This is a genomic window from Streptomyces sp. NPDC001902, from assembly GCF_042891295.1.
Taxonomy (GTDB): Bacteria; Actinomycetota; Actinomycetes; order Streptomycetales; family Streptomycetaceae; genus Actinacidiphila.
Genome location: NZ_JBIATA010000021.1, coordinates 71891 through 94262, shown reverse-complemented (window position 1 = coordinate 94262; position 22372 = coordinate 71891). Strand labels below are relative to the sequence as shown.

At 71.2% G+C, this 22372-nt stretch carries 27 protein-coding genes and 1 tRNA gene; 18 read left to right on the top strand and 10 right to left on the bottom strand.

Annotation, left to right across the window (positions count from 1 at the left end; all coding sequences use genetic code 11):
* Nucleotides 1-92: 92 nt before the first annotated feature.
* Both ACFYYN_RS29450 and ACFYYN_RS29445 read left to right on the top strand, forming a co-directional pair.
* The gene (locus ACFYYN_RS29450) at nt 93-422 is read left to right on the top strand and encodes an Imm32 family immunity protein (RefSeq protein ID WP_500548162.1); all 330 of its coding nucleotides are present in this window, start codon (nt 93-95) and stop codon (nt 420-422) included.
* A gap of 168 nt (nt 423-590) precedes the next feature.
* Nucleotides 591-995, top strand: a complete 405-nt coding sequence (locus ACFYYN_RS29445; RefSeq protein ID WP_500548161.1) for a hypothetical protein — start codon at nt 591-593, stop codon at nt 993-995.
* A gap of 283 nt (nt 996-1278) precedes the next feature.
* Here the strand turns inward: ACFYYN_RS29445 and ACFYYN_RS29440 are convergent, their stop codons facing one another.
* Complete coding sequence (locus tag ACFYYN_RS29440; RefSeq protein ID WP_500548160.1) at nt 1279-1761, bottom strand: hypothetical protein; 483 nt, start codon at nt 1759-1761, stop codon at nt 1279-1281.
* A 399-nt stretch (nt 1762-2160) separates the two neighbouring features.
* Here ACFYYN_RS29440 and ACFYYN_RS29435 point away from each other — a divergent pair, with 399 nt between their 5' ends.
* Both ACFYYN_RS29435 and ACFYYN_RS29430 read left to right on the top strand, forming a co-directional pair.
* On the top strand, nt 2161-2334 hold the full coding sequence (locus ACFYYN_RS29435; protein WP_500548159.1) for a hypothetical protein: 174 nt from the start codon (nt 2161-2163) through the stop codon (nt 2332-2334).
* A 74-nt stretch (nt 2335-2408) separates the two neighbouring features.
* Nucleotides 2409-2744: a DUF6087 family protein gene (locus ACFYYN_RS29430; RefSeq protein ID WP_500548158.1), complete on the top strand. Its 336-nt coding sequence runs from the start codon at nt 2409-2411 to the stop codon at nt 2742-2744.
* A 35-nt stretch (nt 2745-2779) separates the two neighbouring features.
* Here ACFYYN_RS29430 and ACFYYN_RS29425 read toward each other — a convergent pair whose 3' ends face one another.
* Nucleotides 2780-2983 carry a hypothetical protein gene (locus ACFYYN_RS29425; protein WP_500548157.1) on the bottom strand — a complete coding sequence of 68 codons (204 nt, stop codon included), beginning with the start codon at nt 2981-2983 and terminating at the stop codon, nt 2780-2782.
* Nucleotides 2984-3086: 103 nt separating this feature from the next.
* Here ACFYYN_RS29425 and ACFYYN_RS29420 point away from each other — a divergent pair, with 103 nt between their 5' ends.
* Both ACFYYN_RS29420 and ACFYYN_RS29415 read left to right on the top strand, forming a co-directional pair.
* Nucleotides 3087-4001 carry a hypothetical protein gene (locus ACFYYN_RS29420; protein ID WP_500548156.1) on the top strand — a complete coding sequence of 305 codons (915 nt, stop codon included), beginning with the start codon at nt 3087-3089 and terminating at the stop codon, nt 3999-4001.
* A complete protein-coding gene (locus ACFYYN_RS29415; protein ID WP_500548155.1) occupies nt 3979-4716 on the top strand; it encodes a class I SAM-dependent methyltransferase in 738 nt (245 codons plus the stop codon). Before ACFYYN_RS29420 ends, ACFYYN_RS29415 begins: the two co-directional genes overlap by 23 nt.
* Here ACFYYN_RS29415 and ACFYYN_RS29410 read toward each other — a convergent pair.
* Nucleotides 4655-5422 (bottom strand): CDP-alcohol phosphatidyltransferase family protein, encoded by a 768-nt coding sequence (locus ACFYYN_RS29410; RefSeq protein ID WP_500548154.1) that lies wholly within the window; start codon nt 5420-5422, stop codon nt 4655-4657. The genes ACFYYN_RS29415 and ACFYYN_RS29410 overlap by 62 nt on opposite strands.
* 181 nt (nt 5423-5603) lie before the next feature.
* On the opposite strand from ACFYYN_RS29410, the gene ACFYYN_RS29405 reads away from it, so the two are divergent.
* A complete protein-coding gene (locus ACFYYN_RS29405; protein ID WP_500330240.1) occupies nt 5604-6083 on the top strand; it encodes a VOC family protein in 480 nt (159 codons plus the stop codon).
* A gap of 87 nt (nt 6084-6170) precedes the next feature.
* Here ACFYYN_RS29405 and ACFYYN_RS29400 read toward each other — a convergent pair whose 3' ends face one another.
* Together ACFYYN_RS29400 and phoU are read right to left on the bottom strand one after the other, a co-directional pair.
* The gene (locus tag ACFYYN_RS29400; RefSeq protein ID WP_158689751.1) at nt 6171-6341 is read right to left on the bottom strand and encodes a hypothetical protein; all 171 of its coding nucleotides are present in this window, start codon (nt 6339-6341) and stop codon (nt 6171-6173) included.
* 167 nt (nt 6342-6508) lie between these two features.
* Nucleotides 6509-7189, bottom strand: a complete 681-nt coding sequence (gene phoU / locus ACFYYN_RS29395) for a phosphate signaling complex PhoU family protein (protein WP_499513183.1) — start codon at nt 7187-7189, stop codon at nt 6509-6511.
* Between the two features lie 207 nt (nt 7190-7396).
* On the opposite strand from phoU, the gene phoR reads away from it, so the two are divergent.
* Together phoR and phoP are read left to right on the top strand one after the other, a co-directional pair.
* Nucleotides 7397-8677: a two-component system sensor histidine kinase PhoR gene (phoR, locus tag ACFYYN_RS29390; RefSeq protein WP_500330239.1), complete on the top strand. Its 1281-nt coding sequence runs from the start codon at nt 7397-7399 to the stop codon at nt 8675-8677.
* Nucleotides 8674-9354, top strand: a complete 681-nt coding sequence (gene phoP, locus ACFYYN_RS29385; RefSeq protein ID WP_475986601.1) for a two-component system response regulator PhoP — start codon at nt 8674-8676, stop codon at nt 9352-9354. Before phoR ends, phoP begins: the two co-directional genes overlap by 4 nt.
* 107 nt (nt 9355-9461) lie before the next feature.
* Here the strand turns inward: phoP and ACFYYN_RS29380 are convergent, their stop codons facing one another.
* Complete coding sequence (locus ACFYYN_RS29380; protein WP_500548153.1) at nt 9462-10049, bottom strand: DUF461 domain-containing protein; 588 nt, start codon at nt 10047-10049, stop codon at nt 9462-9464.
* A 605-nt stretch (nt 10050-10654) separates the two neighbouring features.
* Between ACFYYN_RS29380 and ACFYYN_RS29375 the strand changes: the two genes are divergently transcribed.
* The 6 genes from ACFYYN_RS29375 (at nt 10655) to ACFYYN_RS29350 (ending at nt 16991) form a co-directional block, all read left to right on the top strand.
* On the top strand, nt 10655-11137 hold the full coding sequence (locus tag ACFYYN_RS29375; protein WP_018559600.1) for a CarD family transcriptional regulator: 483 nt from the start codon (nt 10655-10657) through the stop codon (nt 11135-11137).
* Nucleotides 11138-11365: 228 nt separating this feature from the next.
* On the top strand, nt 11366-12091 hold the full coding sequence (ispD, locus tag ACFYYN_RS29370) for a 2-C-methyl-D-erythritol 4-phosphate cytidylyltransferase (RefSeq protein WP_499516900.1): 726 nt from the start codon (nt 11366-11368) through the stop codon (nt 12089-12091).
* The gene (gene ispF / locus ACFYYN_RS29365; RefSeq protein WP_500548152.1) at nt 12081-12605 is read left to right on the top strand and encodes a 2-C-methyl-D-erythritol 2,4-cyclodiphosphate synthase; all 525 of its coding nucleotides are present in this window, start codon (nt 12081-12083) and stop codon (nt 12603-12605) included. The genes ispD and ispF overlap by 11 nt, the downstream gene beginning before the upstream one ends.
* 178 nt (nt 12606-12783) lie before the next feature.
* Nucleotides 12784-14178: a cysteine--tRNA ligase gene (gene cysS / locus ACFYYN_RS29360; protein WP_500548151.1), complete on the top strand. Its 1395-nt coding sequence runs from the start codon at nt 12784-12786 to the stop codon at nt 14176-14178.
* 76 nt (nt 14179-14254) lie between these two features.
* Nucleotides 14255-15211, top strand: coding sequence for a 23S rRNA (guanosine(2251)-2'-O)-methyltransferase RlmB (gene rlmB, locus ACFYYN_RS29355; protein WP_500330232.1), 957 nt, complete (start codon nt 14255-14257; stop codon nt 15209-15211).
* Nucleotides 15212-15395: 184 nt separating this feature from the next.
* The gene (locus tag ACFYYN_RS29350; RefSeq protein ID WP_500548206.1) at nt 15396-16991 is read left to right on the top strand and encodes a DoxX family protein; all 1596 of its coding nucleotides are present in this window, start codon (nt 15396-15398) and stop codon (nt 16989-16991) included.
* 132 nt (nt 16992-17123) lie between these two features.
* Here the strand turns inward: ACFYYN_RS29350 and ACFYYN_RS29345 are convergent, their stop codons facing one another.
* From ACFYYN_RS29345 to ACFYYN_RS29335, 3 genes are all read right to left on the bottom strand, one after another.
* Entirely contained in the window at nt 17124-17861 is a 738-nt protein-coding gene (locus ACFYYN_RS29345; protein WP_500548150.1) for a nucleotidyltransferase family protein, read from the bottom strand.
* A gap of 30 nt (nt 17862-17891) precedes the next feature.
* The gene (locus ACFYYN_RS29340; RefSeq protein WP_499513191.1) at nt 17892-18305 is read right to left on the bottom strand and encodes a hypothetical protein; all 414 of its coding nucleotides are present in this window, start codon (nt 18303-18305) and stop codon (nt 17892-17894) included.
* Between the two features lie 253 nt (nt 18306-18558).
* A complete protein-coding gene (locus ACFYYN_RS29335; protein ID WP_500548149.1) occupies nt 18559-19677 on the bottom strand; it encodes an ABC transporter ATP-binding protein in 1119 nt (372 codons plus the stop codon).
* Between the two features lie 222 nt (nt 19678-19899).
* Between ACFYYN_RS29335 and ACFYYN_RS29330 the strand changes: the two genes are divergently transcribed.
* Nucleotides 19900-19975 (top strand) — tRNA-Thr (locus ACFYYN_RS29330).
* A 255-nt stretch (nt 19976-20230) separates the two neighbouring features.
* Here the strand turns inward: ACFYYN_RS29330 and ACFYYN_RS29325 are convergent.
* Nucleotides 20231-20401 carry a hypothetical protein gene (locus tag ACFYYN_RS29325; protein ID WP_500548148.1) on the bottom strand — a complete coding sequence of 57 codons (171 nt, stop codon included), beginning with the start codon at nt 20399-20401 and terminating at the stop codon, nt 20231-20233.
* A gap of 200 nt (nt 20402-20601) precedes the next feature.
* Between ACFYYN_RS29325 and ACFYYN_RS29320 the strand changes: the two genes are divergently transcribed.
* The gene (locus ACFYYN_RS29320; protein WP_500548147.1) at nt 20602-21168 is read left to right on the top strand and encodes a SigE family RNA polymerase sigma factor; all 567 of its coding nucleotides are present in this window, start codon (nt 20602-20604) and stop codon (nt 21166-21168) included.
* Nucleotides 21165-22370, top strand: a complete 1206-nt coding sequence (locus ACFYYN_RS29315; protein ID WP_500548146.1) for a WD40 repeat domain-containing protein — start codon at nt 21165-21167, stop codon at nt 22368-22370. Before ACFYYN_RS29320 ends, ACFYYN_RS29315 begins: the two co-directional genes overlap by 4 nt.
* Nucleotides 22371-22372 lie beyond the last annotated feature (2 nt).

Below are 22372 nucleotides of genomic sequence, written 5' to 3'. Positions count from 1 at the left end.
TAAATTGCGGGTTGGGTATAAGGCGTGCGACCGGGTTAGCCAGCGGCGGTCCTCAGCGCGCGGGGGGGCGGCACCAAGGCAACGATTGCGCCATGGATGATGAACCTCGCATCAAAGTCATGGCCGCAGGTGCGGAAGTCGCGATCGCGGGCAACGCCGCAGGGCTCCGAGCGCTCGCCGAGCGGTTGGAGAGCCTTGCGAGTCCGGATCTTGTGGACGGCTATCACATGCATCTCGACGCGGGGATCGACCTCGAAGACGGCTCCGGCAGCCTCATCCTCGAACGGGATGACCAGATCTACTCTGGGGGCCGTCGCTGGGCCGTCCGAGGCGGACCGGCGTTGACAGGCGATCACGGGCGGCCACTGTGTCATCGCAAGTCGCAAGCGGAGCCGAGGATGAGGGCCCACTTGAGAGACTGACGACATCGGTTCCAGAAGATCTGACGGTTCGCGAGTGGCCGGCCCGCCAGCGTTCCCATGGAGGGGTAGCGCCAACTACGGGGCCCATGAACGGCGGCAAGCCAGCCATGCAAAGATCTCGCCTGGCGGCCATCGAGTCGCACAGTTGTTGCATTGGGGGGACTTGCTGTGGATGTCATCGGATGGACCGTGTTGTCGCTCTTTTGGCTGCTGACCTTCGTCCCTGGCATTGCCGCCATCTGCTTCGGATGGGTCCCCCCGTGGTTCAGGAAGACGGTTTCGTCGCCGCGCCTCGGCGGCTGGGCGGACATCTGCGCAGGCATCGGCGGCACGATCATTGTGGGTCCGGTGCACCGCCACCTGGACTCGACGCCAATGTCGGCATTCGCCACAATCGCGGGCTTCTGCTTCCTCTTCGGCGCCTTCGGCCTCTACCGACGGTCCTACCGGCCGGAGCCGTCGAAGGCGACGGCATACCAACACGTTGCTGGCTCGGCCGACGCCGTACAGCAGCCGAGTACAGCAACCATGGCACCCGCAGCCGACTCGCATCGGCCTCACACGCCCAACTGACTTGCCCGGCAGACCTCAACAACCGTCGCGCCCATAGTTCGCATCGAGGGGATCGGGCGTTCCACGGCCATGCCAGGTGAGGCGGTGCCGAACGGGGAGCCACGGGGAACAGCGGTGACGGGACCGCGTTGCCGCAGGTCAGCGTCTGCCCAGGTGAGGCATGGTTCGCAGCCTCAGTCTTCCAAACTGGTGCTCCAAGATCGGAGCGTGCAGGCTTGACTCGACCATTAGGACTCCACCGACCTCGTTTCCGCCGTGCAGCGCCATCGCGTCAGAGTCCGGGTCAGGTGTCGTATGAACCGTCCCAGGGTGCGCTAAATCCCAGGCGGTTCGGGTAGAACTCGGCCCAGTCCTGGCGTACCTCGCCGTCGGCGTACTCTCCGTGGCACTCAAGGACGAGACCGAAGAGCCTGCCCTCGAAGTGCTCGGCGAACGGCGCGATTTTGATGTCTCCGAACTCTCGCCCAGGCAGTGCCTCCAGCCACTCGTCCAGCAGCCGTTGAGCGGCGGCCACGACCGGTGCCTTCTCGGGTCCGTCTGCGACAGTTCCAGCGGCCTCAATCGTTGAGTCAATGTGGCGACCGTCCTCATCGAACTCGTGAAGGATCGCGTACCAACGCCGCACGACACGGCCAGCGTCCCAGTCCTCCCGCCCTTCGAAGACTCCGGATACGTGCGCGAAGAACTGGCCCCGCTCCCAACGGCCGATCGTGGAAGTGCGGTGGTGAGGCTCCCACCGAATGCGTATCAGGTCCGGCACGCTCATGGCCGAACCCTACGCGTCGGCCAGGACATCGCCACCCTGGAGCCGCCCGGCTACTCGTTCGTAGATGGATTGCCCCCCGTGGAGCTGGGCGGCCTGACCTTCCGGGCCGTCTCTGGGCCGTGCGAGGTTGCGCAACAGCGGCCAACGACGACCAATGACACCTAGGCGCAGCGAGGTACCGCTCGGACCAGCAAAAACGCAGTTCGCGGAGATCCCCGGCAAGACCCAGGGCAAGAAGAAGCAACCCTGACCGATCAGACCCCCTACCTGCGGATTCTCCGCGCATACGGGGCTTGTTGCCGCTCCGGGGCCGACGAGAGGTGGCTACGATCTTGGTCGCATCGAGGGAGGGACGTCACCATGGCGATGGGGCTTGCAGGGTTGCCCGGCAGAGAGTGGATGATCCGGGACGCGAAGGGGCGGAAGTACAGCTACGACTCCGAGGAAGAGGCTTTCGGGGAGCTTCACGAGTACGGGGACGGCGCGAGCGTGTGGACGCGCGACGTCTACCGGGTGTTCTTCGTGACCCGGTCCGTCGAGGGGTGGAAGCAGGTTCCCGCTCCGCGCGGTTAGGGGGGGGCCGAACGCCGGGGGTTGGTTTCCGCGCGGCTGTGGTGTCCCGGGGCGTGCCGGGACATCCTGTGCGCATGGAGGACGAGCCCCTGGAGCAGTGGGTGGAGCGCCGCGAGGAACGGCAGGCACGCAGGAAGGGCCGGCTTCGTGCGGGCACCCTTGCTGCGGGGCCGCCGCGGGGCGCTCACGTGGATCCGGACGCCCCACGTCTCATCTCGCGATGGGACGGCTATGCATGGCAACCGGTCGCCGTGGTCTCCGGCCTGGCGGAAGCCCGGGCCCTGCTGAACGCGGCCCGGCGCGGCCGGCAGGCCGGGCCCTCGGACGGGGGGAAGCCCGCGGCCCCGCCCCCTTCCGCTGCGGCCGCCGACCGGCGGAAGGCACGGCTGCGGGCGCTGCTGGACGAATAGCCGGGCCTCGGCACGCGCATCGCCGCTCAGGAGTATCAGGAGTAGAAGCCCCGGCCGAACTCCTCGGGCCCGAAGCTGAAGTCGTCCGGGCGCTCCCGCCGCAGTTCCTCGTGCCGGACGGCGACCAGGTCGATGGCCTCGTGGACCGAGCAGCCCAGGGTTTCCCGGATCGTCCGCACCGCGAACATGATCCGGTGATCGAGGATGTCGCGGTCCACGCTCGCCGGCAGTGCGGTCACGGTCCCCCCGGAAGTCGCTGTCCCAGCAGCAGGGTAGAGCGGCCGCACCGAGCGATGTCGGTGGCCGTCGCTAGCATCGGCGGCAGCCTTCGGGGAGGGAGCCATGGGGTACACCGGCGATGTCGTACTGGCGCGGAGTGACGGGCCGTTGGAGCGGATGCGCGGGTTCGAGGAGTCCGTCGACGACCTGGACGTGTGCCTGCCGCGCCCCGGGGGCTGGCAGACGCTGCAGTTCGGCCGGTCGCTTCCGGACAACGACGACGATCGATGGCTGGAGGGGCTGGTGGCCGCGACCGGTTCGCCCGTCCTGATCGCGAGCGTCTTCGACAGCGATGTCTGCTTCGTACGCGGCCTCACGCCCTCCGGGGCGGTCTGGTCCGCCTTCCTCGACCCGGAGATGGCCGCCGACTACGAGATCGCCGGGTCGCCGCCGGCCGTGGACGACGCGCCCCCGGGGGAGAGCGAGAAGGCGCGGAACGTCCGCTGGATGCTCGCGGAGGTGCCGGGGACCGCGGAGGACATCGCCGGCTGGGCCGCCGAGGCCGGGTTCACCGCGGACCGTGACGCGCTGCGCGAGGTGCTCGCCAAACGGGCGGACCCGTTCGTGGAGGACCTGTTCTTCGAACTGATCGACGCCTGCGGACTGCCACCCGTCCAACCGGAAGGAGAAGGAGAGGAAACCGTGGACACCGACCCCCTCGCGCACCCCGGTCACCGCCCCGATGACGACAGCCCCCGCGGCGCCGAACTGGAGAAGGCGGTGCTGAACCTCCCGCGTGACGGGTACCTGGTCATGGAGTGCGCCGCGGACCAGCAGTGTTACGCCCAGGTGTGGCACCGCCCCGACGGCACGTACCAGCTCGAGTACCGCGACCGCGCCCCCGCCGAGCACTACCGGACGCGAACGGTGTCCGCGGAGAAGGTCGTCGCGGCCCTTCAGGGCTGGACGGCGGGCGGGGTCGCCTGGCGGGACGCCTTCCAGTGGGAGTCGATCGGTGCCTGGTTCGCCGATTCCTAGGGACCCCTCCCCCCATGCCGTCTCGACGGCCGGCGCGTACGACGCCGTCGCCGTCCTCTACGCGGAACTGTTCAGCGACTCCCTCGGCTCGCTCCCGCTGGACCGCGCGCTGATCGCGGCCTTCGCCGACTGCGTGCGGGCGGCCGGCGGGAGGACCGTCGCCGACCTCGGCTGCGGCCCGGGGTACATGACCGCGCACCTGCGGGACCTGGGGCTGGAGGCCTTCGGCGTCGACCTGTCGCCGGTCATGATCGGCCTCGCCCGCGAGGCCCATCCGGAGCTGCGCTTCGACGTCGGCTCGATGGACGCCCTGGACGCCGTCGCCGACGGCGAGCTGGACGGCATCGTGTCCTGGTACTCCGTCATCCACACGCCGCCGGACGAACTGCCCTGGTACTTCGACGAGTTCCGCCGGGCCCTGGCCCCGGGCGGCCATCTCCTGCTGGGCTTCTTCGAATCCGGCGGGGGCCCCCTCGAGGCGTTCGACCACAAGGTGACGACGGCCTACCGGTGGCCGATCGACGACCTCGCCGCCCTGGCGACGGCCGCCGGCTTCACCGAAACCGGCCGCATGCTCCGGGAGCCCGGACCGGACGAGCGCTTCCGCAGGGGCCACCTGCTGATGACCAGGGCCCGGCCGGCCGGACCCGGCGTCAGCGCAGCCGCGAGGACGACAGGATCGATGCCAGGTGGGCCACCACCATCAGCCACGTGATCACCGCCAGCGCGGCGAGCGTCCAAGCGGTGGGGGCGGCACTGCCGGTCAGGGTGTCCGCGACGGCCGCGGCGAGCAGGACGAGGGAGGCCTCGATGCCGTTGGTGAGACGGTGGATCTTGAGGGCCGAGGCGAGCCGGCGGACGGTGGCGACGCCCTCGGAACGGGGCCGGGCCGCCTCGTCGTCGGCGACGGACAGGCCCCGGCGGGCGCGGGCGACGTCGACGAGGTCGGTGGACGCCTTCAGCAGCACGACGCCCAGGGCCGTCGCGAGGCCGACCGAAGCCCAGTACGCGGACCCGTCGTGGGCCACCCGGAAGCCCGCCCCGGTCAGCAGTGCCGCGTCGGCCAGGTAGGCGCCGAGTCGGTCGACGTAGATGCCGGTCGCGCTGTTCTGCCCCTTCCAGCGGGCGACCTCGCCGTCCACGCAGTCGAAGAGCAGGAAGAGCTGGAAGAGCACGGCGGCCAGCACGGCCCCGGTGAGCCCGGGGATGAGAAGGGCGGCGCCCGCGCCGACACCGCACACGACCATCGTCCACGTCAGCGTGTCGGGGGAGATCCGGGTCCGCACCAGCTGCCGGGTCATGCGGAGCGAAACGCGCCGCATGTACAGGCGGCCCGCCCAGTGCTCGCCGTTGCGGCTCCGCAGCTTCGCCTGCGGCTGGCAGACCTCGCGCAGCTCCGCCAGTGCCGGGGCAGCAACCATGACGATCTCCTCCCAACTGATCACCGCGCACCGTGGTGATCGGCACAGGCTAGGGGACGCCTCCGCGAGGCCCGTCGGGGGCCCCGGGACGGCGAACCTGCACATGGCCGTACGCCGATGAGTTTCCGGCGCCGGGACCGTCCTTAGGACGTACGCGCCCATGCGTCAGGAGGAGGCAGCGATGACCACCGACGGATTCACCACGTGCCTGTGGTTCGACGGGAAGGCCGAGGAGGCGGCGAACCACTACGTCTCGATCTTCAAGAACTCCGCGATCGGCACGATCGGCCGCTACAACGAGGCCGGGCCCGGCCCCGCGGGGTCCGTGCTGGCCGTGGAGTTCACGGCCAACGGGCAGAAGTTCGTGGCGCTCAACGGCGGTCCGCACTTCACCTTCAACGAGGCGGTCTCGTTCCAGATCCGCTGCGCCGACCAGGCCGAGGTCGACTACTACTGGGAGAAGCTCACCGACGGCGGTGAGGAGGGCCCCTGCGGGTGGCTGAAGGACCGGTACGGGGTGTCCTGGCAGGTGTTCCCCGAGGTGCTGCTGGAGATGGTCGGGGACGCCGACCCGGAGAAGGCCCGGCGGGCCACGGAGGCGATGCTGTCCATGAAGAAGATGGACCTCGCCGCGCTGCGGCGCGCGTACGACGGCGGGTGACCCGGGGGACAGGCGTCGGGGGCCCGTCCGGAGCGACCGGACGGGCCCCCGAGCGTGAGGAACGCGGGTGGCGTGGACTCGGTGGAGTCAGCAACTGCCGCCGCAGCGGCAGGGCGCTCCGGACTGGCAGCCGCATCCGCAGCCCGAACCGCAGCCGCATGCTCCGAGCAGCGGCAGCTCACGGATGCCGGGGGACTGCGGGGTCCCCTCGGGGGACGGCTGGTCGCGGGCGGTGGGCGACGTGGGGGACTCGGGCATGGTTACCCTCCTATGCCGTTGGTGACGGCTGCCTGCATGCCTGCCACCAGTGAACGGCATCCCCCACCGGCGCATCAACGGCGCGCGGAAGCGTTCCGCCCCTGGGGGCGCACCCGCCCCGCGCGCCGCGTCGTCCCGCGCCGTACGGCCGTTGCGGCCGACAGGCCCTAGTCCGCCGGCATCGGGGTGGGAGGCGGGGACAGCTCGTCCGCGTGCTCGCCCGTGACGAGGTAGACGACGCGCTTGGCGACCGAGACCGCGTGGTCGGCGAAGCGCTCGTAGTAGCGGCCGACGAGGGTGACGTCCACCGCCGTCTCGATGCCGTGCTTCCAGCGGTCGTCGAGCAGGTGCTGGAAGAGCGTGCGGTGCAGCTCGTCCATGCGGTCGTCGTCCGCCTCCAGCTGCAGGGCGTCGTCGACGTCCTTGCTGATGATCACCTCGGCGGCCTTGGCCATCAGCCGCTGCGCCAGCTGGCCCATCTCCAGGATCGTGGCGTGCAGGTCGCTCGGGACGGCGGTGTTGGGGAACCGCAGCCGTGCGAGCTTCGCCACATGGCGGGCGAGGTCGCCGGAGCGCTCCAGGTCCGCGCTCATGCGCAGGCTGGTGACGACGATCCGCAGGTCGGTCGCGACGGGCTGCTGGCGGGCGAGCAGGGTGATGGCCCGGTTCTCCAGCTCGCGCTGCAGGTCGTCCACCTTCTCGTCGGCGGCGATCACGCTCTCCGCGAGCTTGAGGTCCGCGTCGAGCAGCGCCGTGGTGGCCCGCCCGATCGCGGAGCCGACCAGCCGGGCCATGTCGACCAGGCCGTCACCGATCGAGTCGAGTTCCTCGTGATATGCGTCGCGCATCGCGATCCTTCCGTTGCCGCTTCAGCCGTTCGAAAAGAGGATTGTCCTCCCACGCTGACACGCTCCCCAACCTCGCGCGCACACGCGTACCGCTCGAGCATCGGGAATGAACCGGTGCTGACACCACGGTGAACTCTTGGCAACGCGCGTTCGAGAAGACGCTCCGACCGCTGTGGGTCACTCATTCCGTCCCCCTAACCTGGGGGTATGGACGTGAACGCGGCAGTCGCCGCAGCCAGTGCGATCGCCGGGCTCTGCACCGGTGTGATCGCTGTGCTCGCGTTCCGCTGGAGCGAGCGGGAGCAGGCCCGCCCGACGCGCACATCCCTGCGGCCCGACGCCGCAGCCGTACTACCGCCGGGCGTGGACACGGTGCTGTCCGTGCTGCGCTCGTCGGCCGTCGTCCTCGACGAGGGCGACACGGTGGTCAAGGCAAGCTCGGCGGCGTACGCCCTCGGGCTGGTTCGTGGCGGAAGGCTCGCCGTCGACCAGATGCTGCAGATGGCCCGGGAGACCCGGCGGGACGGCGAGATACGGCAGGTGGAACTGGACCTGCCGCGCCGGGGCGCCGGCCGCGGCGAGGGCCTCGCGGTCTCCGCCCGGGTGGCACCACTGGGCTCGCGCCTGGTGCTGCTCCTGGTCGAGGACCTGACCGACGCCCGGCGCATCGAGGCGGTGCGGCGCGACTTCGTCGCCAACGTGAGCCATGAGCTCAAGACCCCGGTCGGCGCGCTGTCGCTGCTCTCCGAAGCGGTGATGGACGCCAGTGACGACCCCGAGGCCGTCGAGCGCTTCGCGGGCCGGATGCAGATCGAGGCCGCCCGGCTGACCAGCCTGGTCCAGGAGATCATCGACCTCTCCCGGGTCCAGGACGACAACCCCCTCGACGATGCCGAGCCGGTCGCCGTCGACGACCTCGTCGCCGAGGCGGTCGACCGCTGCCGCCACCCGGCGAACGCCAAGCAGATCACCATGGCCACCGGCGGCGCCCCCGAGCTGTACATCTGGGGCAACCGTGGCCAGCTCGCGGCCGCGCTCGGCAACCTCGTCGAGAACGCGGTCAACTACAGCCCGGTCCGTACCCGCGTGGGCATCGCGGGCCGCAGGGTCTCCGCACCCAGTGGCGACCTGATCGAGATCTCCGTGACCGACCAGGGGATCGGCATCTCCGAAAAGGACCGGGACCGCGTCTTCGAGCGGTTCTACCGGGTCGACCCGGCGCGCTCGCGCGCCACGGGCGGCACCGGCCTCGGTCTGTCCATCGTCAAGCACGTGGCCGCCTCCCACGGCGGGGAGGTCACGGTGTGGAGCGCCGAAGGCCAGGGCTCCACCTTCACCCTGCGGCTGCCCGAAGCCGCGGCGTCCCGGGACGGCCGGGACCGCTCCACCGCCGTGGCGGTGGAGGACGGCGGGCCCGGCTCCGGGTCCTCTTCCGCCCTCTACGAGACGTTCCCCGATCACATCCCCGCCCCGGAGGTCCTCCCGTGACCCGAGTACTCGTCGTCGAGGACGAAGAGTCCTTCAGTGATGCCCTGTCGTACATGCTCCGCAAGGAAGGCTTCGAGGTCGCCATCGCGGCGACCGGGCCCGACGGGCTGGACGAGTTCGAGCGCAACGGCGCCGACCTGGTCCTGCTCGACCTGATGCTGCCGGGCCTGCCCGGCACGGAGGTCTGCCGCCAGCTGCGGCTGAAGTCCAACGTCCCGGTGATCATGGTCACCGCGAAGGACAGCGAGATCGACAAGGTTGTCGGTCTCGAAATAGGAGCGGACGACTACGTCACCAAGCCCTTCTCCTCCCGCGAGCTGGTCGCCCGGATCCGGGCGGTGCTGCGCCGTCGCGGCGAGCCCGAGGAGATCTCGCCGTCGGCGCTGGAGGCCGGCCCGGTCCGCATGGACGTCGACCGGCACGTCGTGACGGTGGGCGGCGGCAAGGTCGACCTGCCGCTCAAAGAGTTCGACCTCCTGGAGATGCTGCTGCGCAACGCGGGCCGCGTCCTCACCCGCATGCAGCTCATCGACCGGGTCTGGGGCGCCGACTACGTCGGCGACACCAAGACCCTCGACGTCCACGTCAAGCGCCTCCGCGCCAAGATCGAGCCGGACCCGGGCGCGCCGCGCTACCTGGTGACGGTCCGTGGCCTGGGCTACAAGTTCGAGCCGTAAACCGGCCGCGGCCTGGCTTCGGGTTCCAGCCGTAGAACCGGTGACCGGACAGGAAGGGGCCCCGGGGGCGATGTGCTCCCGGGGCCCCTTCGCGTGCCGGGGTGTGCTCAGCCGGCGGGCGACTCGGTGATCGTCTCGGTCTCGGTCGGCGAGGCCGTGGCGCCCTCGGCGGGCGACTCGCCCGGGCTCGCGGTCTCCGTGGGCGAGGGCTTCTCGCTCGGCCCGAAGGAGGCGTAGTAGCCGGCGGCGGGCAGCGCGAGGCTCTGCAGGGAGACCTCGCCGGTCTTGCTGAAGTCGAAGACGACGTCCTTGAAGTCGCCGTCGGTCTTGCTCGCGGATCCGCCCTTGAACAGGGCGGACGGGTTGCCGTCACCGCCGAGCAGCACGGAGCTGTGGCCGGGCAGGGTGATCGTGCCGGACAGGTCGGCGTCCAGGGTGCCGACCTTCACGGAGTCCAGGGTCTGCGACTCGTCGCCGTTGTTGAAGATCTTGGCCGTCACCGAGGAGGAACCGTCGGAGGTGGCCTGGGTGAGCACGACGACGTTCTGGACCTCGATGTCGCCGACGCTGGTCGCGGCGTTGTCCGGCCTGACGCGCAGCGTCTCCGCGCTGTTCCCGGCAGCGCAGGCGGCGAGCGGGAAGAGCGAGAGTGCAAGGGCGGCGGCGAGAGCGCCGCGTCGAAGGCTGCTGCTCACGGCGGCGGCATCTCCTTGGGCGGGGTACGGAGGTACGGACGTACGGGACTTACGGGTTACCTGGTGCTGGATTAGGTTACCGAGCCTGTCTCGTGCGCCCGCACCGGGCCACCCCCCGGCGGGCCGGGGCTTCACCCACCCGGGTGTCCGGGAGACGTTCCAGGGGGCCGTCGGGGGCCTTCCACGGGGCCCCGGGCGGAACGGCGCGGGCGCGGCGGAATCCATTACGGGATTCCGCCGAACGATTCCCGCCACACCGGCAAGATCCATTTACCGTTCATCCGCCGGACGGAAATCCGGCGTGGTGCGAAAATGGATCAATCAAGCCCGTGGCGGCCGAACGGAGTAGCGAGAGACCCCCCGCAAGAGAGCGACAAATCGGGATGTTCCTCCCCTTGTCCTGGCCCTCGGAAGGGTGTAACGGCAGCGTTTCAGGGCCCCTCGACACCCACTCCGACCTGCGAATTCCGCCTTCCGCCCCCCTCCCGCAGCACGTTCCGGGCGCACTTGTCAAGCCCCGAGATATGCCCTGACCTGCGAAAACGCCATTCAGAACCAGCCGTTCCCGTGTTACCCTGGATAGCCACGGAAGGGGTACCTGTCACATGACGTTCAAGGTTGGCGACACCGTGGTCTATCCCCATCACGGGGCCGCGCTGATCGAGGCCATCGAAACTCGCCAGATCAAAGGCGTGGACAAGACCTACTTGGTGCTCAAGGTCGCCCAGGGCGACTTGACGGTACGCGTGCCCGCGGACAATGCGGAGTTCGTCGGCGTGCGCGACGTGGTCGGTCAGGAAGGGCTGGACCGGGTCTTCGAGGTGCTGCGCGCACCGTACACCGAGGAGCCCACCAACTGGTCCCGCCGGTACAAGGCGAATCTGGAGAAACTCGCCTCCGGCGATGTCATCAAGGTCGCGGAAGTCGTGCGTGACCTGTGGCGTCGCGAGCGGGAGCGCGGGCTGTCGGCCGGCGAGAAGCGCATGCTCGCCAAGGCCCGCCAGATCCTGGTCAGTGAGCTCGCGCTCGCGGAGAACACCAACGAGGACAAGGCCGAGACCCTCCTCGACGAGGTCCTCGCGTCCTGACGCGGATTTCCGCCGTGGTGCCCGGTGCGTTCCCTACGCCGGGCACTGCGGCATGCCGGGGCGCCCTCACGGTGGCCTGGCACTACGACGACGCCGAGGATCCCCCTCGTCTTCATTCGCGCGTCGCTTCCCCCTGCATACTGGGTGCCGGGCCCGGGCAGCTGGCCCTGTCGGTGTCACGGAAGGGTCCGACAGGGGCTTCGCGCCCGGCACGTTGAGGCGATACCCATTTCGGCCAAGGACACAAACCTGACTACCGCGGCAGTCATTCCCGCCGCCGGACGTGGAGTCCGGCTCGGCCCCGGTGCGCCCAAGGCGCTGCGCACCCTGGGCGGCGTCCCCATCCTCGTGCACGCCGTGCGTGCCATGACCCGCGCCCGTGCGGTGTCACTGGTCGTCGTCGTGGCGCCCCCGGACGGGGTCGCCGAGGTCAGGGCGCTGCTCGACAGCAACGGCCTGCCCGAGGCCAAGGACATAAGGGTCGTCGCCGGCGGCGAGAGCCGGCAGGACTCGGTACGGCTGGGCCTGGCCGCGCTGCCGGACGAAGTCGAGGTGGTGCTCGTCCACGACGCCGCCCGCCCGCTGGTGCCGGTCGACATGGTCGACGCCGTCGCCGCCGCCGTGCGGGACGGCGCCTCGGCCGTCGTGCCGGGGCTGCCGCTGGCCGACACGGTCAAGGAGATCGACCCGGCGACCGACGCCGTCGTCGGCACCCCGGACCGCTCGCTGCTGCGCGCCGTCCAGACCCCCCAGGGCTTCGACCGGGCGACGCTGCTCAAGGCGCACACCACGGTCACCGGGCCGGTCACGGACGACGCGAGCATGGTCGAGCGGCTCGGCGTCCCGGTGCTGGTCGTGCCGGGGCACGAGGAGGCCTTCAAGGTCACCCGCCCGCTGGACCTGGTCCTCGCCGAGGCCGTCCTCGCCCGCAGGAGGGCCACCGATGACTACTGAGCCGACGGGCACCGCCCCGGCCGCCCACGTCCCCGTGCTGCCCCAGGTGGGCATCGGCACCGACATCCACGCCTTCGAGGCGGGCCGCGAACTGTGGGTCGCCGGTCTGCTGTGGGAGGGCGAGGGGGACGGCCTGGCCGGGCACTCCGACGCCGACGTCGTCGCGCACGCCGCCTGCAACGCGCTGTTCTCCGCCGCCGGCATGGGCGACCTGGGCGCGCACTTCGGCACCGGGCGCCCGGAGTGGTCGGGCGCACCCGGTGTGACCTTGCTCACGGAGGCCGCCCGGATCGTCCGCGAGGCGGGCTACGACATCGGCAACGTGGCCGTCCAGGTCATCGGCCCCCGCCCCAAGATCGGCAAGCGCCGCGACGAGGCCCAGAAGATCCTGTCCGCCGCCGTGGGCGCCCCCGTGGCGGTCTCCGGCGCGACGACCGACGGTCTGGGCTTCACCGGGCGCGGCGAGGGGCTGGCGGCCGTGGCGACCGCGCTGGTGGTCCGCCGCGTGAAGTGACCGGCGGCACGGAGGAGTTGACCCGGCGCCCGCAGGGCCGTGCCGTCCGCCGTACGGGTGAAGCGCCCGCCCGCCGGGCGCTCCCGCGGCCGGTGCGACGGCCCCCGCGAGCGTCACAACACCATGAAGCTCCCGTGGATCGGACGGCGCACGCGCCCGGGACCACTACCCTTGATGCGTGACTATTCGCCTGTACGACACCGACGCGCGCCAGGTCCGTGACTTCACCCCGCTCCGGCCGGGCTGCGTCTCGATCTACCTGTGCGGCGCGACCGTGCAGGCGGCCCCGCACATCGGGCACATCCGGTCGGGCCTGAACTTCGACATCATGCGCCGCTGGTTCGCCTACCGCGGCTACGACGTGACGTTCGTCCGCAACGTCACCGACATCGACGACAAGATCATCGCCAAGTCCGGCGAGCAGGGCCGCCCCTGGTGGGCGATCGGCTACGAGAACGAGCGGGCCTTCAACGAGGGTTACGACGCGCTCGGCTGCCTGCCGCCGACGTACGAGCCGCGCGCCACCGGCCACGTGCCCGAGATGATCGAGATGATGCGCGGCCTCATCGAGCGCGGCCACGCCTACGAGTCCGAGGGCAACGTCTACTTCGACGTCCGCTCCTTCCCGGACTACCTGGAGCTGTCCAACCAGGAGCTCGACAACCTGCGCCAGCCGGAGAGCGAGGGCGAGACCGGCAAGCGGGACGCGCGCGACTTCGCGATGTGGAAGGCCGTCAAGCCCGGCGAGCCGTTCTGGGAGACGCCGTGGGGCCCCGGCCGTCCCGGCTGGCACCTGGAGTGCTCCGCGATGGCCCACAAGTACCTGGGCACCGCCTTCGACATCCACGGCGGCGGCATCGACCTGATCTTCCCGCACCACGAGAACGAGATCGCCCAGGCCAAGGCCTTCGGCGACGACTTCGCGCAGTACTGGGTGCACAACGCCTGGGTCACGATGAGCGGCGAGAAGATGAGCAAGTCGCTCGGCAACTCGGTGCTCGTGAGCGAGATGACCAAGCGGTGGCGGCCCATCGTGCTGCGCTACTACCTCGGCACCCCGCACTACCGCTCGATGATCGAGTACAGCGAGGAGTCGCTGCGCGAGGCCGAGTCGGCGTTCGCGCGGATCGAGGGCTTCGTGCAGCGGGTCGTCGAGATGGCGGGCCCGGTCGAGCCGGCCGCCGAGGTGCCGCCGGCCTTCGCCGAGGCGATGGACGACGACATGGGCGTCCCGCAGGCGCTGGCGATCGTCCACACCACCGTCCGGCAGGGCAACTCCGCGCTCACCGCGGACGACAAGGAGAGCGCCGTCGCCCGCCTCGCCGAGGTGCGCGCGATGCTCGGCGTCCTGGGCCTGGACCCGCTGGACGCGCACTGGTCCGGCGACGGTCGCGGGGAGGACCTGCACGGGGTCGTGGACTCCCTCGTCCGGCTGGTGCTGGAGCAGCGGGAGTCGGCCCGGGGGCGCAAGGACTACGCGACCGCCGACGCCATCCGCGACCGGCTCCAGCAGTCCGGGCTGGAGATCGAGGACACCCCCTCCGGGCCGCGCTGGACGCTCGGCTCCCGGTAGCCGGGCGTCCGCGTCATCATTGACACGTACGTACGTTCACGCAGTAGCAGCAACAGCAGCAGGAAACAGGTGACCCATGGCCGGCAACAGCCAGCGCAGGAACCGCCGCACGTCCAACAAGAAGGGCGCCACGGTCGGTAGCGGCGGGCAGCGGCGCAGGGGTCTGGAGGGCAAGGGCCCCACCCCGCCCGCGGAGGCGCGCAAGGGGCACGCCAAGCAGCGTGCCGCGAACGCCAGGGTGAAGCGCGCCGCGTCCACGCAGTCGCGCCGTCCGTCCGGCCGGGGCTCCAAGTCCACCTCGGAGCTGGTGGCCGGGCGCAACCCGGTGGTGGAGGCGCTGCGCGCCGACATCCCGGCCTCGGCGGTCTACGTCCAGCAGTTCATCGACAACGACGAGCGCGTGCGCGAGGCGATCAAGCTCGCCACCGACCGGGGCATCCCGCTGATGGAGGCCCCGCGGCCGGAGCTCGACCGCATCACCAACGGGCTCAACCACCAGGGCCTGGTGCTGCAGATCCCGCCGTACGAGTACGCCCACCCCGAGGACCTCGCCGCCGAGGCCTTCGACGCGGGCGAGGACCCGCTGATCGTCGCGCTGGACGGGGTCACCGACCCGCGCAACCTCGGCGCCGTCGTCCGCTCCGTCGCCGCCTTCGGCGGCCACGGGGTCGTCGTGCCCGAGCGCCGCGCCGCCGGGATGACCGCGGGCGCCTGGAAGACCTCGGCCGGCACCGCCGCGCGCGTCTCGGTCGCCCGGGCCACCAACCTCACCCGCACGCTCGAGGCCTACCAGAAGGCGGGCCTCACGGTCGTCGGCCTGACCGCCGACGGCGAGACCGAGCTGCAGGACCTCGAGGCGCTGGCCGGCCCGGTCGTCGTCGTCGCGGGTTCGGAGGGCAAGGGCCTGTCGCGGCTCGTCGGGGAGACCTGCGACCTGCGGGTGCGCATCCCGATGCCGGGTGGCGCCGAGTCGCTGAACGCGGGCGTCGCCGCGGGCATCGTGCTCTACGAGGCGGCGCGCCGCCGGGCCTGAACCCGGACGCGCCCCCGTGCGCGCCCCGGCGACAACCCCTGATTGACGGGCCTCGGACACAACGGGGCCCGTCACACAGTGTCCTTATCGGGTGTCACTCGGTTAGATGAGTGTGGACACCAGAACACCCCGCACTCCTCCGGGGGGACGGTCGTCGGCGGTCACCGACGAGCCTGTGCTCAACATGCATAAGGTCTCCTCCGACCCGGCCCAGGTCATCGTCAATCACGCGAGCTTCCGCGTGCAGCTCGGCGCGGCGTCGGGCCGTGCCCTGACGAGGACCCAGCGCGTCCCCGTCATTCCGACCTCCGTCCGCCCCTCCGCGGCCGCACAGCGGCGCGGTGCGCCCCTGGTGTGGTCCGGGCGCAGCGAACCCGGCGACGCCGCTGCCGGCCACCTGCTCGCCGCGGTGCGCCACGGTCAGGTGGGCGGCCCCGACCTCGGCGCCGCGACGCAGGTGCTGCCGCGGATCGAGGAGCCGCCGCAGCCCGTCGTCGGCCCGCCGCGCCGGCCGCCGGCGCCCGGCGAGATGCTCGGCGGCATCCGCCCCGCGCGCGGCGCCTACGACGACTACCTCGACCCCGAGGACACCAGCGAGTTCGCGTACGCCGCGCCGCCCGCCGGCCCCGTCGACGAGGACCCCGACTTCGATCCGTACGCGGATCCCGACGAGGAGTACGGCCGCGCCCGCAACCGCGAACGCGCCGAACCCATCCGGCACGCCTACTACCCCGGCCGCCGGATGAACCTCGGCATCGTGCTGCTGCCGCTGCGCATCTTCCTGGGCTTCATCTCCATCTACGCCGGCATGGGCAAGCTCTGCGACCCCGTGTACTTCGACGGCGGCAAGCGCGGCTCGATGGTGACCTGGCTCGCCTCGCTCCACCCGTCGGGGCTGGCCGAGCCGCTGCGCGACCTCGCCCTCGCGCACCCCATCGGCGCCGGACTCACGGTGGCCTTCCTGCAGGTGATCGCCGGTGTGCTCACGGTCTTCGGGCTCTGGCAGCGGTTCGCGGCGTCGATCGGCGCCCTGCTGTCGGCGGCGCTGCTGGTGACGGTGAGCTGGCGGACCGTCCCGGCGTACGACACGCCCGACATCATCCTGCTCGCCGCCTGGAGCCCGCTGGTCATCGCGGGGGCGCCGGTCTACTCCGCCGACGGCCGGCTGGCGAGCGAGGCCTGGCGCAAGCTCGGCCCGCGCGCCCCGCTGGGGGAGTTGCGGAGCCGGGTGCTGCGGCGCGGCGCGGTGCTGGCCACGGTGCTGGTCGGGATCTCGCTCGTGGTCGGTGCCACCCTCGGCACCGCCGTACGGTCCACCAGCCCGCGCACGCAGCTCCCCGCCCCGACCGACGTCCCGACCAACAACCTGGAAGGCTCCCCGCTGCCCGAGGTGCCCGGGGAGAAGTCGTCCCGGCCCTCCACGGCCCCCTCGGCGGGCCGTTCCGGCGGTCCCTCGTCCTCCCCGTCCTCCTCGCCGTCGGCTCGGGGGGCGGCGTCCTCGGCGCCGAACGCCACGCACTCGCGTCCCGGGTCGTCCTCGGCCAACACCGGCAGTGGCGGCGGCACCGGCGGCGGGCCCGCGCGGCCCGCGCCGTCCGTCCCGTCCCGCCCCACGGTGCCCAGCAACCCGCCGACGCAGGGCGGCGGCAACGGCACCGGCGGCACCGGCGGTGGTTCCTCCGACAGCGGCGGCGCGCTCGGCGGGCTGCTGGGCAGCGGCGAGACCTCGGGCTGGCTGCTCGGGGCCCCGGCGCGGCACGGCTCGGGCAAGGTCGCGTAACGCCCGTACGGCACACGGGAAGAGGCGGCCGGAGGTTCCACCCTCCGGCCGCCTCTTCGTCGTTCCCTGCCGCTGCCTGCGGCGCTGCCCGTGGTGCTGCCCGTGGCGCGGGCTGTGCCGCGGTCGGTGCGCTCAGGGCTGCGAGGCGAGTTCCTTCGCGGCCTCGGCCAGGTCCTTGGCGGTGTCGATGGCCCGCCAGTACGCGCCCTGGGGCAGCGGGAAGCCCGCGAGCCGCCGTTCCCGGGCGAGTTGGGGGAAGGTGGTGCGCTCGTGGTCACCGCGTTCCGGGAGCAGCCCGGTGAACTCGGGGGAGAAGACGTAGACGCCCGCGTTGATGAGGAACGGCGAGGGCGGGGCCTCGATGAAGTCCAGGACGTGGCCGAACTCGTCGGTCTCCACGGCGCCCCACGGGATGCGCGGACGGGCCAGCGCCAGCGTGGCGACCGGGGCCCGCTCGATGTGGAAGGCGGCCATCTCCCGCAGCGAGAAGCGCGTCCAGATGTCGCCGTTGGTGGCGTACCAGGGCTCCTGGGGCCGGGGCAGGGAGGCCGCGGCGTGCCTCAGGCCGCCGCCGCGGCCGAGCGGTTCGCGCTCGACGACCGTGGTCACCCGCAGCGGCAGGTCGGCCGCCGCGCCGGCGAGCCACTCCTGGAGGACCTCAGCGAGATGGCCGCACGAGATCACGGCGTCGGTGACGCCCTCGGCGGCCAGCCAGGCAAGTTGATGGCCGATGATCGGGATCCCGGTTCCGGGGATCTCGATCATCGGCTTGGGGCGGGTGTCGGTGTAGGGCCTCAAGCGGGAGCCCTGTCCTCCGGCGAGGAGGACGGCCTGGGTCACCGCCGGGGAGGTCGCGGGCGTGCCGGTCATGGGCGCACCCTACGCGACCCGCGCGTCGGGTCATCCGAGCGAGGCCACGCCCGTCGCGAAGGCGGTGTCGCAGACCGGCCGCGACCAGGCCTGGGCGCGGTGCACCGAGCCGTACTTGGCGACCGCGGCACGGCCCAGGGACCGGGCGATCGAACCGCAGTACTGCGCCAGCGAAGGCCGCTCGTTCATCTCGCGCTGCAGGTGCGTCAGGGCGATGCCGGGGTTCTTCTCCTGCAGCTCGCCCAGCAGCTTGCGGCGGAGCACCTCCTGCGGGGCCGACCGCTGGGACGCCGCCTCCTTCTGGTGCGAGGCGGTGAGGACTTGGGCGTCGGACGCCGAAGTCGCCCACGGGACGCGGGTGACGGCGAGGGTGCCGGAGAGCACGAGGACGACCGGGAGGACGAGGGCGAGTGACTTGCCGATGCGGCGGGCTACCTGGTTCACGGCAGTGATGGTAGCGAGGAGTGATGATTTGGCGACATTTAGCCACTCTGATGAGTGATGAATGCCCCTTGATCGACTACGGGCGCATTGACGAACATGGTCGAAACGCCATTGTATGACCGGAAATGCGGGGGGTTTCGGCCCCCGGAACGGCCGCGGCCCGGCCCCCCTTGCGCGGGGGCCGGGCCGGGTGTGTCCGCGGGCGGTCGGGGACCGGATGCCCGGTCACCCGCCCGCTCGGTCGCTCAGGGGCTCAGTCGCTCAGTCGCTCACCGGTGGAGGTGGAGAAGACGTGGCTCTCGCCGGCGCGCGGCACGACGCGCAGCACGGAGCCCTTCTCCGGCACCTGGCGGCCGCCGACGCGGATGACCAGGTCCTTGTGCTCGCCGCCGACCTCGGCCGAGCCGTAGACGAAACCGTCCGCGCCCAGCTCCTCGACGACGTTCACCGTGACGGCCAGACCGGCCGGCTCGTCCTTCGACAGGCCCGGGCCCTCGCCGTCGACGATGTCGAAGTGCTCCGGGCGGACGCCGACGGTGACCGTGCGGTCGCCCTTGTCCGCCGCGGCCTGCACCGCGTCGCGCTCGACCGGCACCACGGAGTTGCCGAACTTCACGCCGCCGTCGGTGATCGGCACCTCGACCAGGTTCATCGCCGGGGAGCCGATGAAGCCCGCGACGAAGAGGTTGGCCGGCCGGTCGTACATGTGGCGCGGGGTGTCGACCTGCTGCAGCAGACCGTCCTTGAGGACCGCCACGCGGTCGCCCATGGTCATGGCCTCGGTCTGGTCGTGGGTGACGTAGACCGTGGTGGTGCCGAGGCGGCGCTGCAGCGAGGCGATCTGCGTACGGGTCTGGACGCGGAGCTTGGCGTCCAGGTTGGACAGCGGCTCGTCCATGAGGAAGACCTGCGGCTCACGGACGATCGCGCGGCCCATCGCCACACGCTGGCGCTGACCACCGGAGAGCGCCTTGGGCTTGCGGCCCAGGTACTCGGTGAGGTCCAGGATCTTGGCGGCTTCCTCGACCCGCTTGCGGATGTCGGCCTTGTTGACGCCCGCGATCTTCAGGGCGAAGCCCATGTTGTCCGCGACGGTCATGTGCGGGTAGAGCGCGTAGTTCTGGAACACCATGGCGATGTCCCGGTCCTTGGGCGGCAGGTGGGTGACGTCCCGGTCACCGATCCGGATGGCGCCGGCGTTGACGTCCTCCAGGCCGGCCAGCATGCGGAGCGAGGTCGACTTTCCGCAGCCCGAGGGGCCGACGAGGACGAGGAACTCGCCGTCCGCGATGTCGATCTGCAGCGCGTCGACGGCGGGGCGCTCGGTCCCGGGGTAGATCCGGGTCGCCTTGTCAAAAGTGACAGTAGCCATGGTGCAGTGGTCCCTTCACCGGCAGGAACGTGCCGGACGATCCGAGTAAAGGAATGAGGTCTAGTCCACAGGATGTGGACCTTCCGTGACGCTACCTGGCCCGCCCCGCTTTGTCAGTACCCTCCCGGCGGCCAATTCCCGGACCCTCCCCCCTCCCCGCCTGGGTACACTTCTCGTGGCCCCACCCGTCTCCCGGGTACCCCGGAGCGGGGACGGTGCCGTGCCGCCTTAGCTCAGCTGGTAGAGCACCGCTCTTGTAAAGCGAAGGTCGTCGGTTCGAACCCGACAGGCGGCTCCAGTTGGGACCAGCGACGACGCCCCGGACCATGATCGGTCCGGGGCGTTCGACGTCCACGGGTGACATCTACCGGGGCGGTCACGCGCGGTCGGGGCGGCGCCTGAGCGGACGGTCCATGGCGCTGACGGGCTCACGCTGTGTGTCGGAAGTCACGTGCGTGCAGACGTCCATCGTGATGCCGGGACGCCGACGGACGGAGACGAGGCCCCCACCGCAGTTGCCGCGGTGGGGGCCTCGTCATCGTGGGGCAGATCATCACTGCGCGCGCCCCACTTGGAAAGCCCGGCACTGGCAGGCCGGGCAGAGTTCGTACCGCCCCTGGTCGGTGACCACGGTCCCCCAGCCGAGGCACACCTCGCAGCCGCGGGCCGGAGTGGCATCGGGGCGAGGGGAGGGGTGGACGGCGGCGCCGGCTCCGTAGGGCATGGGGGGCTCCTCAGAGGCGCAGCGACGCGACCGTTTTGGAGCTTGTGTTCAGTCGCCGTCGGCGTCCCCCCCCGGATGCCGGTGTGGGCCGCCCCGCTGATTTCTTGCGTGCACACAGGCATAGCGGGCGGCCACCGCACACGTCATCAAGGGCAGCAAGCCCGTCGAGGAAGATCCCAGAACGTCTAGAGAAGGTGACGATGGATGCCGAGGGCCAGGAAAACTTCAGGGAGTTCGTGGAGAGCAGGTCGTCCGCGCTGCTGAAGACCGCCGTCCTGCTCAGCGGCGGTGACCGGCACGCGGCCGAGGACCTGCTGCAGAACGCGCTGATCAAGGCCGCGGGACGCTGGCACCGCATCGAGGAGCCCGAGGCGTACGTACGGCAGATCCTCTACCGGCAGCAGGTGAGCCGCTGGCGGCTGAAGTGGCCGCGGCGCGAACTGAGCGTGCCCGAGCCGCTGGAGAGCGCCGTGCTCCACGGCGCCGACGACGGGCCCGGCGCGGCCGATCTGCGCATCGTCATGCGTGCCGCACTGGCCCGGCTCACCGCCCGTCAGCGCACCGTCCTGGTCCTGCGGTACTTCGAGGACCTTCCCGAAGCCGAGGTCGCCGGTCTGCTGGGCTGCTCGGTCGGCACGGTGCGGTCCACCACGCACCGCTCCCTGGCCCGGTTGCGGGGCATGGCCCCCGAACTGGCCGCACTCGGCCCCGCGGACGCCGAGCAGCAGTCGTCCCGTGACTTCTCGCCTGTGGAGGTGCGTCCGTGAACGTCGATGAGCTGGTGCGCGACTCGCTGCGCGAACAGGCCGCCGAACAGCCGGCGCTGGGGCCGGGCTTCGCCGAGCGGGTGCTGGCGGTCCGGCGGCGTCGTCGGACCCAGGCGCTGGCGTCCGTCGCGGCGGCCACCGCCGCCGTGGTCGCCTTCGCGCTGGCCGTCCCGCTCCTGGCCTCCGGCAAGGACGACGGGCGCCTCGCGAACGTCTCCGCCCACCCGGACCAGACGCCGCCCCGCGACATGATCGCGGCGGGGGACGTCGCAATGGCCGCGTACTACACCTGGGACACCGCCAAGCAGGCCGACGGCCGTGAATTCGCCGTCCGCACCTACCGGCTCCTGGACCCGAAGACCGGCAGGTACGTGAAGACGACCAAGTGGGCGCGTGTCGCCGTCGCCCCCGGCATGCGGACCGCCGCCGTCCTGGAAAGGAACCTGCCCGCCAAGCGGATCGGCCTGCTCAACATGCTCACCGGCGAGGTCGAGCGCTGGATCCCGGTCGACCACGGCGTCGCGGACGTCGAGTTCTCGCCCGACGGCAGCAAGCTCGTCGCGACGACGTACAGCAAGAACCCCGACCTGGTGCTGCACAAGGCGCGCCGCGACTTCAACGGCGACGGCGACAGGGACTGGATGCGGCAAGACGCCCCCCAGGAGGGCCACACCGGCTTCTACGTCCTGGACGTGGCCTTCGGTAAGGCCTCCTGGAGCGAGGCCGCCGTCGTCGACGCGCTCGGCGCCCAGGACTTCTCCTTCAGCAGTGTCGGCAAGCTGCTCTACTCCGGAACCACTTCGCCTCCTTACCGCCAGTACTACGACTTTGCGGGCAAGCAGGTCGCCGCGCCCGCCAACGAGGCGCACGTGTCCTGGCGCAACGAGTCGGGGCTGTCCCCGGACGGCAAGCTCGTCGCGGGCGGCTTCCAGCGCCCCCGCCGCCCAGGCGAGCAGCCCCACTGGCTCCTCATCGACCCCCGTACCGGCAAACCGGTCACCACGGTGCGCGGGTACGAGTTGCTCGCCTGGATCGACAACAAGCGGCTGATCGCCTGGGACTACGGACTGCGCTTGAAGGAACCCCGCTTCCGGCTCGCGCTCGTCACGATCGGCAGCGACGAGGTAGTACCGCTGAGCGGTTTCAGCGACGCGGGCGACGGGGGGACCCTGGACTGGACGCCGGTCCTCGCCGAACGCTGATC

Bases quoted from the DNA above. Each gene is read 5' to 3' on its own strand.
- ACFYYN_RS29450 (WP_500548162.1), top strand. From the start codon at position 93: ATGGATGATGAACCTCGCATCAAAGTCATGGCCGCAGGTGCGGAAGTC.
- ACFYYN_RS29440 (WP_500548160.1), bottom strand. From the start codon at position 1,761: ATGAGCGTGCCGGACCTGATACGCATTCGGTGGGAGCCTCACCACCGC.
- ACFYYN_RS29435 (WP_500548159.1), top strand. From the start codon at position 2,161: ATGATCCGGGACGCGAAGGGGCGGAAGTACAGCTACGACTCCGAGGAA.
- ACFYYN_RS29430 (WP_500548158.1), top strand. From the start codon at position 2,409: ATGGAGGACGAGCCCCTGGAGCAGTGGGTGGAGCGCCGCGAGGAACGG.
- ACFYYN_RS29420 (WP_500548156.1), top strand. From the start codon at position 3,087: ATGGGGTACACCGGCGATGTCGTACTGGCGCGGAGTGACGGGCCGTTG.
- ACFYYN_RS29410 (WP_500548154.1), bottom strand. From the start codon at position 5,422: ATGGTTGCTGCCCCGGCACTGGCGGAGCTGCGCGAGGTCTGCCAGCCG.
- ACFYYN_RS29405 (WP_500330240.1), top strand. From the start codon at position 5,604: ATGACCACCGACGGATTCACCACGTGCCTGTGGTTCGACGGGAAGGCC.
- ACFYYN_RS29400 (WP_158689751.1), bottom strand. From the start codon at position 6,341: ATGCCCGAGTCCCCCACGTCGCCCACCGCCCGCGACCAGCCGTCCCCC.
- phoU (WP_499513183.1), bottom strand. From the start codon at position 7,189: ATGCGCGACGCATATCACGAGGAACTCGACTCGATCGGTGACGGCCTG.
- phoR (WP_500330239.1), top strand. From the start codon at position 7,397: ATGGACGTGAACGCGGCAGTCGCCGCAGCCAGTGCGATCGCCGGGCTC.
- ACFYYN_RS29375 (WP_018559600.1), top strand. From the start codon at position 10,655: ATGACGTTCAAGGTTGGCGACACCGTGGTCTATCCCCATCACGGGGCC.
- ispF (WP_500548152.1), top strand. From the start codon at position 12,081: ATGACTACTGAGCCGACGGGCACCGCCCCGGCCGCCCACGTCCCCGTG.
- rlmB (WP_500330232.1), top strand. From the start codon at position 14,255: ATGGCCGGCAACAGCCAGCGCAGGAACCGCCGCACGTCCAACAAGAAG.
- ACFYYN_RS29350 (WP_500548206.1), top strand. From the start codon at position 15,396: ATGCATAAGGTCTCCTCCGACCCGGCCCAGGTCATCGTCAATCACGCG.
- ACFYYN_RS29345 (WP_500548150.1), bottom strand. From the start codon at position 17,861: ATGACCGGCACGCCCGCGACCTCCCCGGCGGTGACCCAGGCCGTCCTC.
- ACFYYN_RS29335 (WP_500548149.1), bottom strand. From the start codon at position 19,677: ATGGCTACTGTCACTTTTGACAAGGCGACCCGGATCTACCCCGGGACC.
- ACFYYN_RS29325 (WP_500548148.1), bottom strand. From the start codon at position 20,401: ATGCCCTACGGAGCCGGCGCCGCCGTCCACCCCTCCCCTCGCCCCGAT.
- ACFYYN_RS29320 (WP_500548147.1), top strand. From the start codon at position 20,602: ATGGATGCCGAGGGCCAGGAAAACTTCAGGGAGTTCGTGGAGAGCAGG.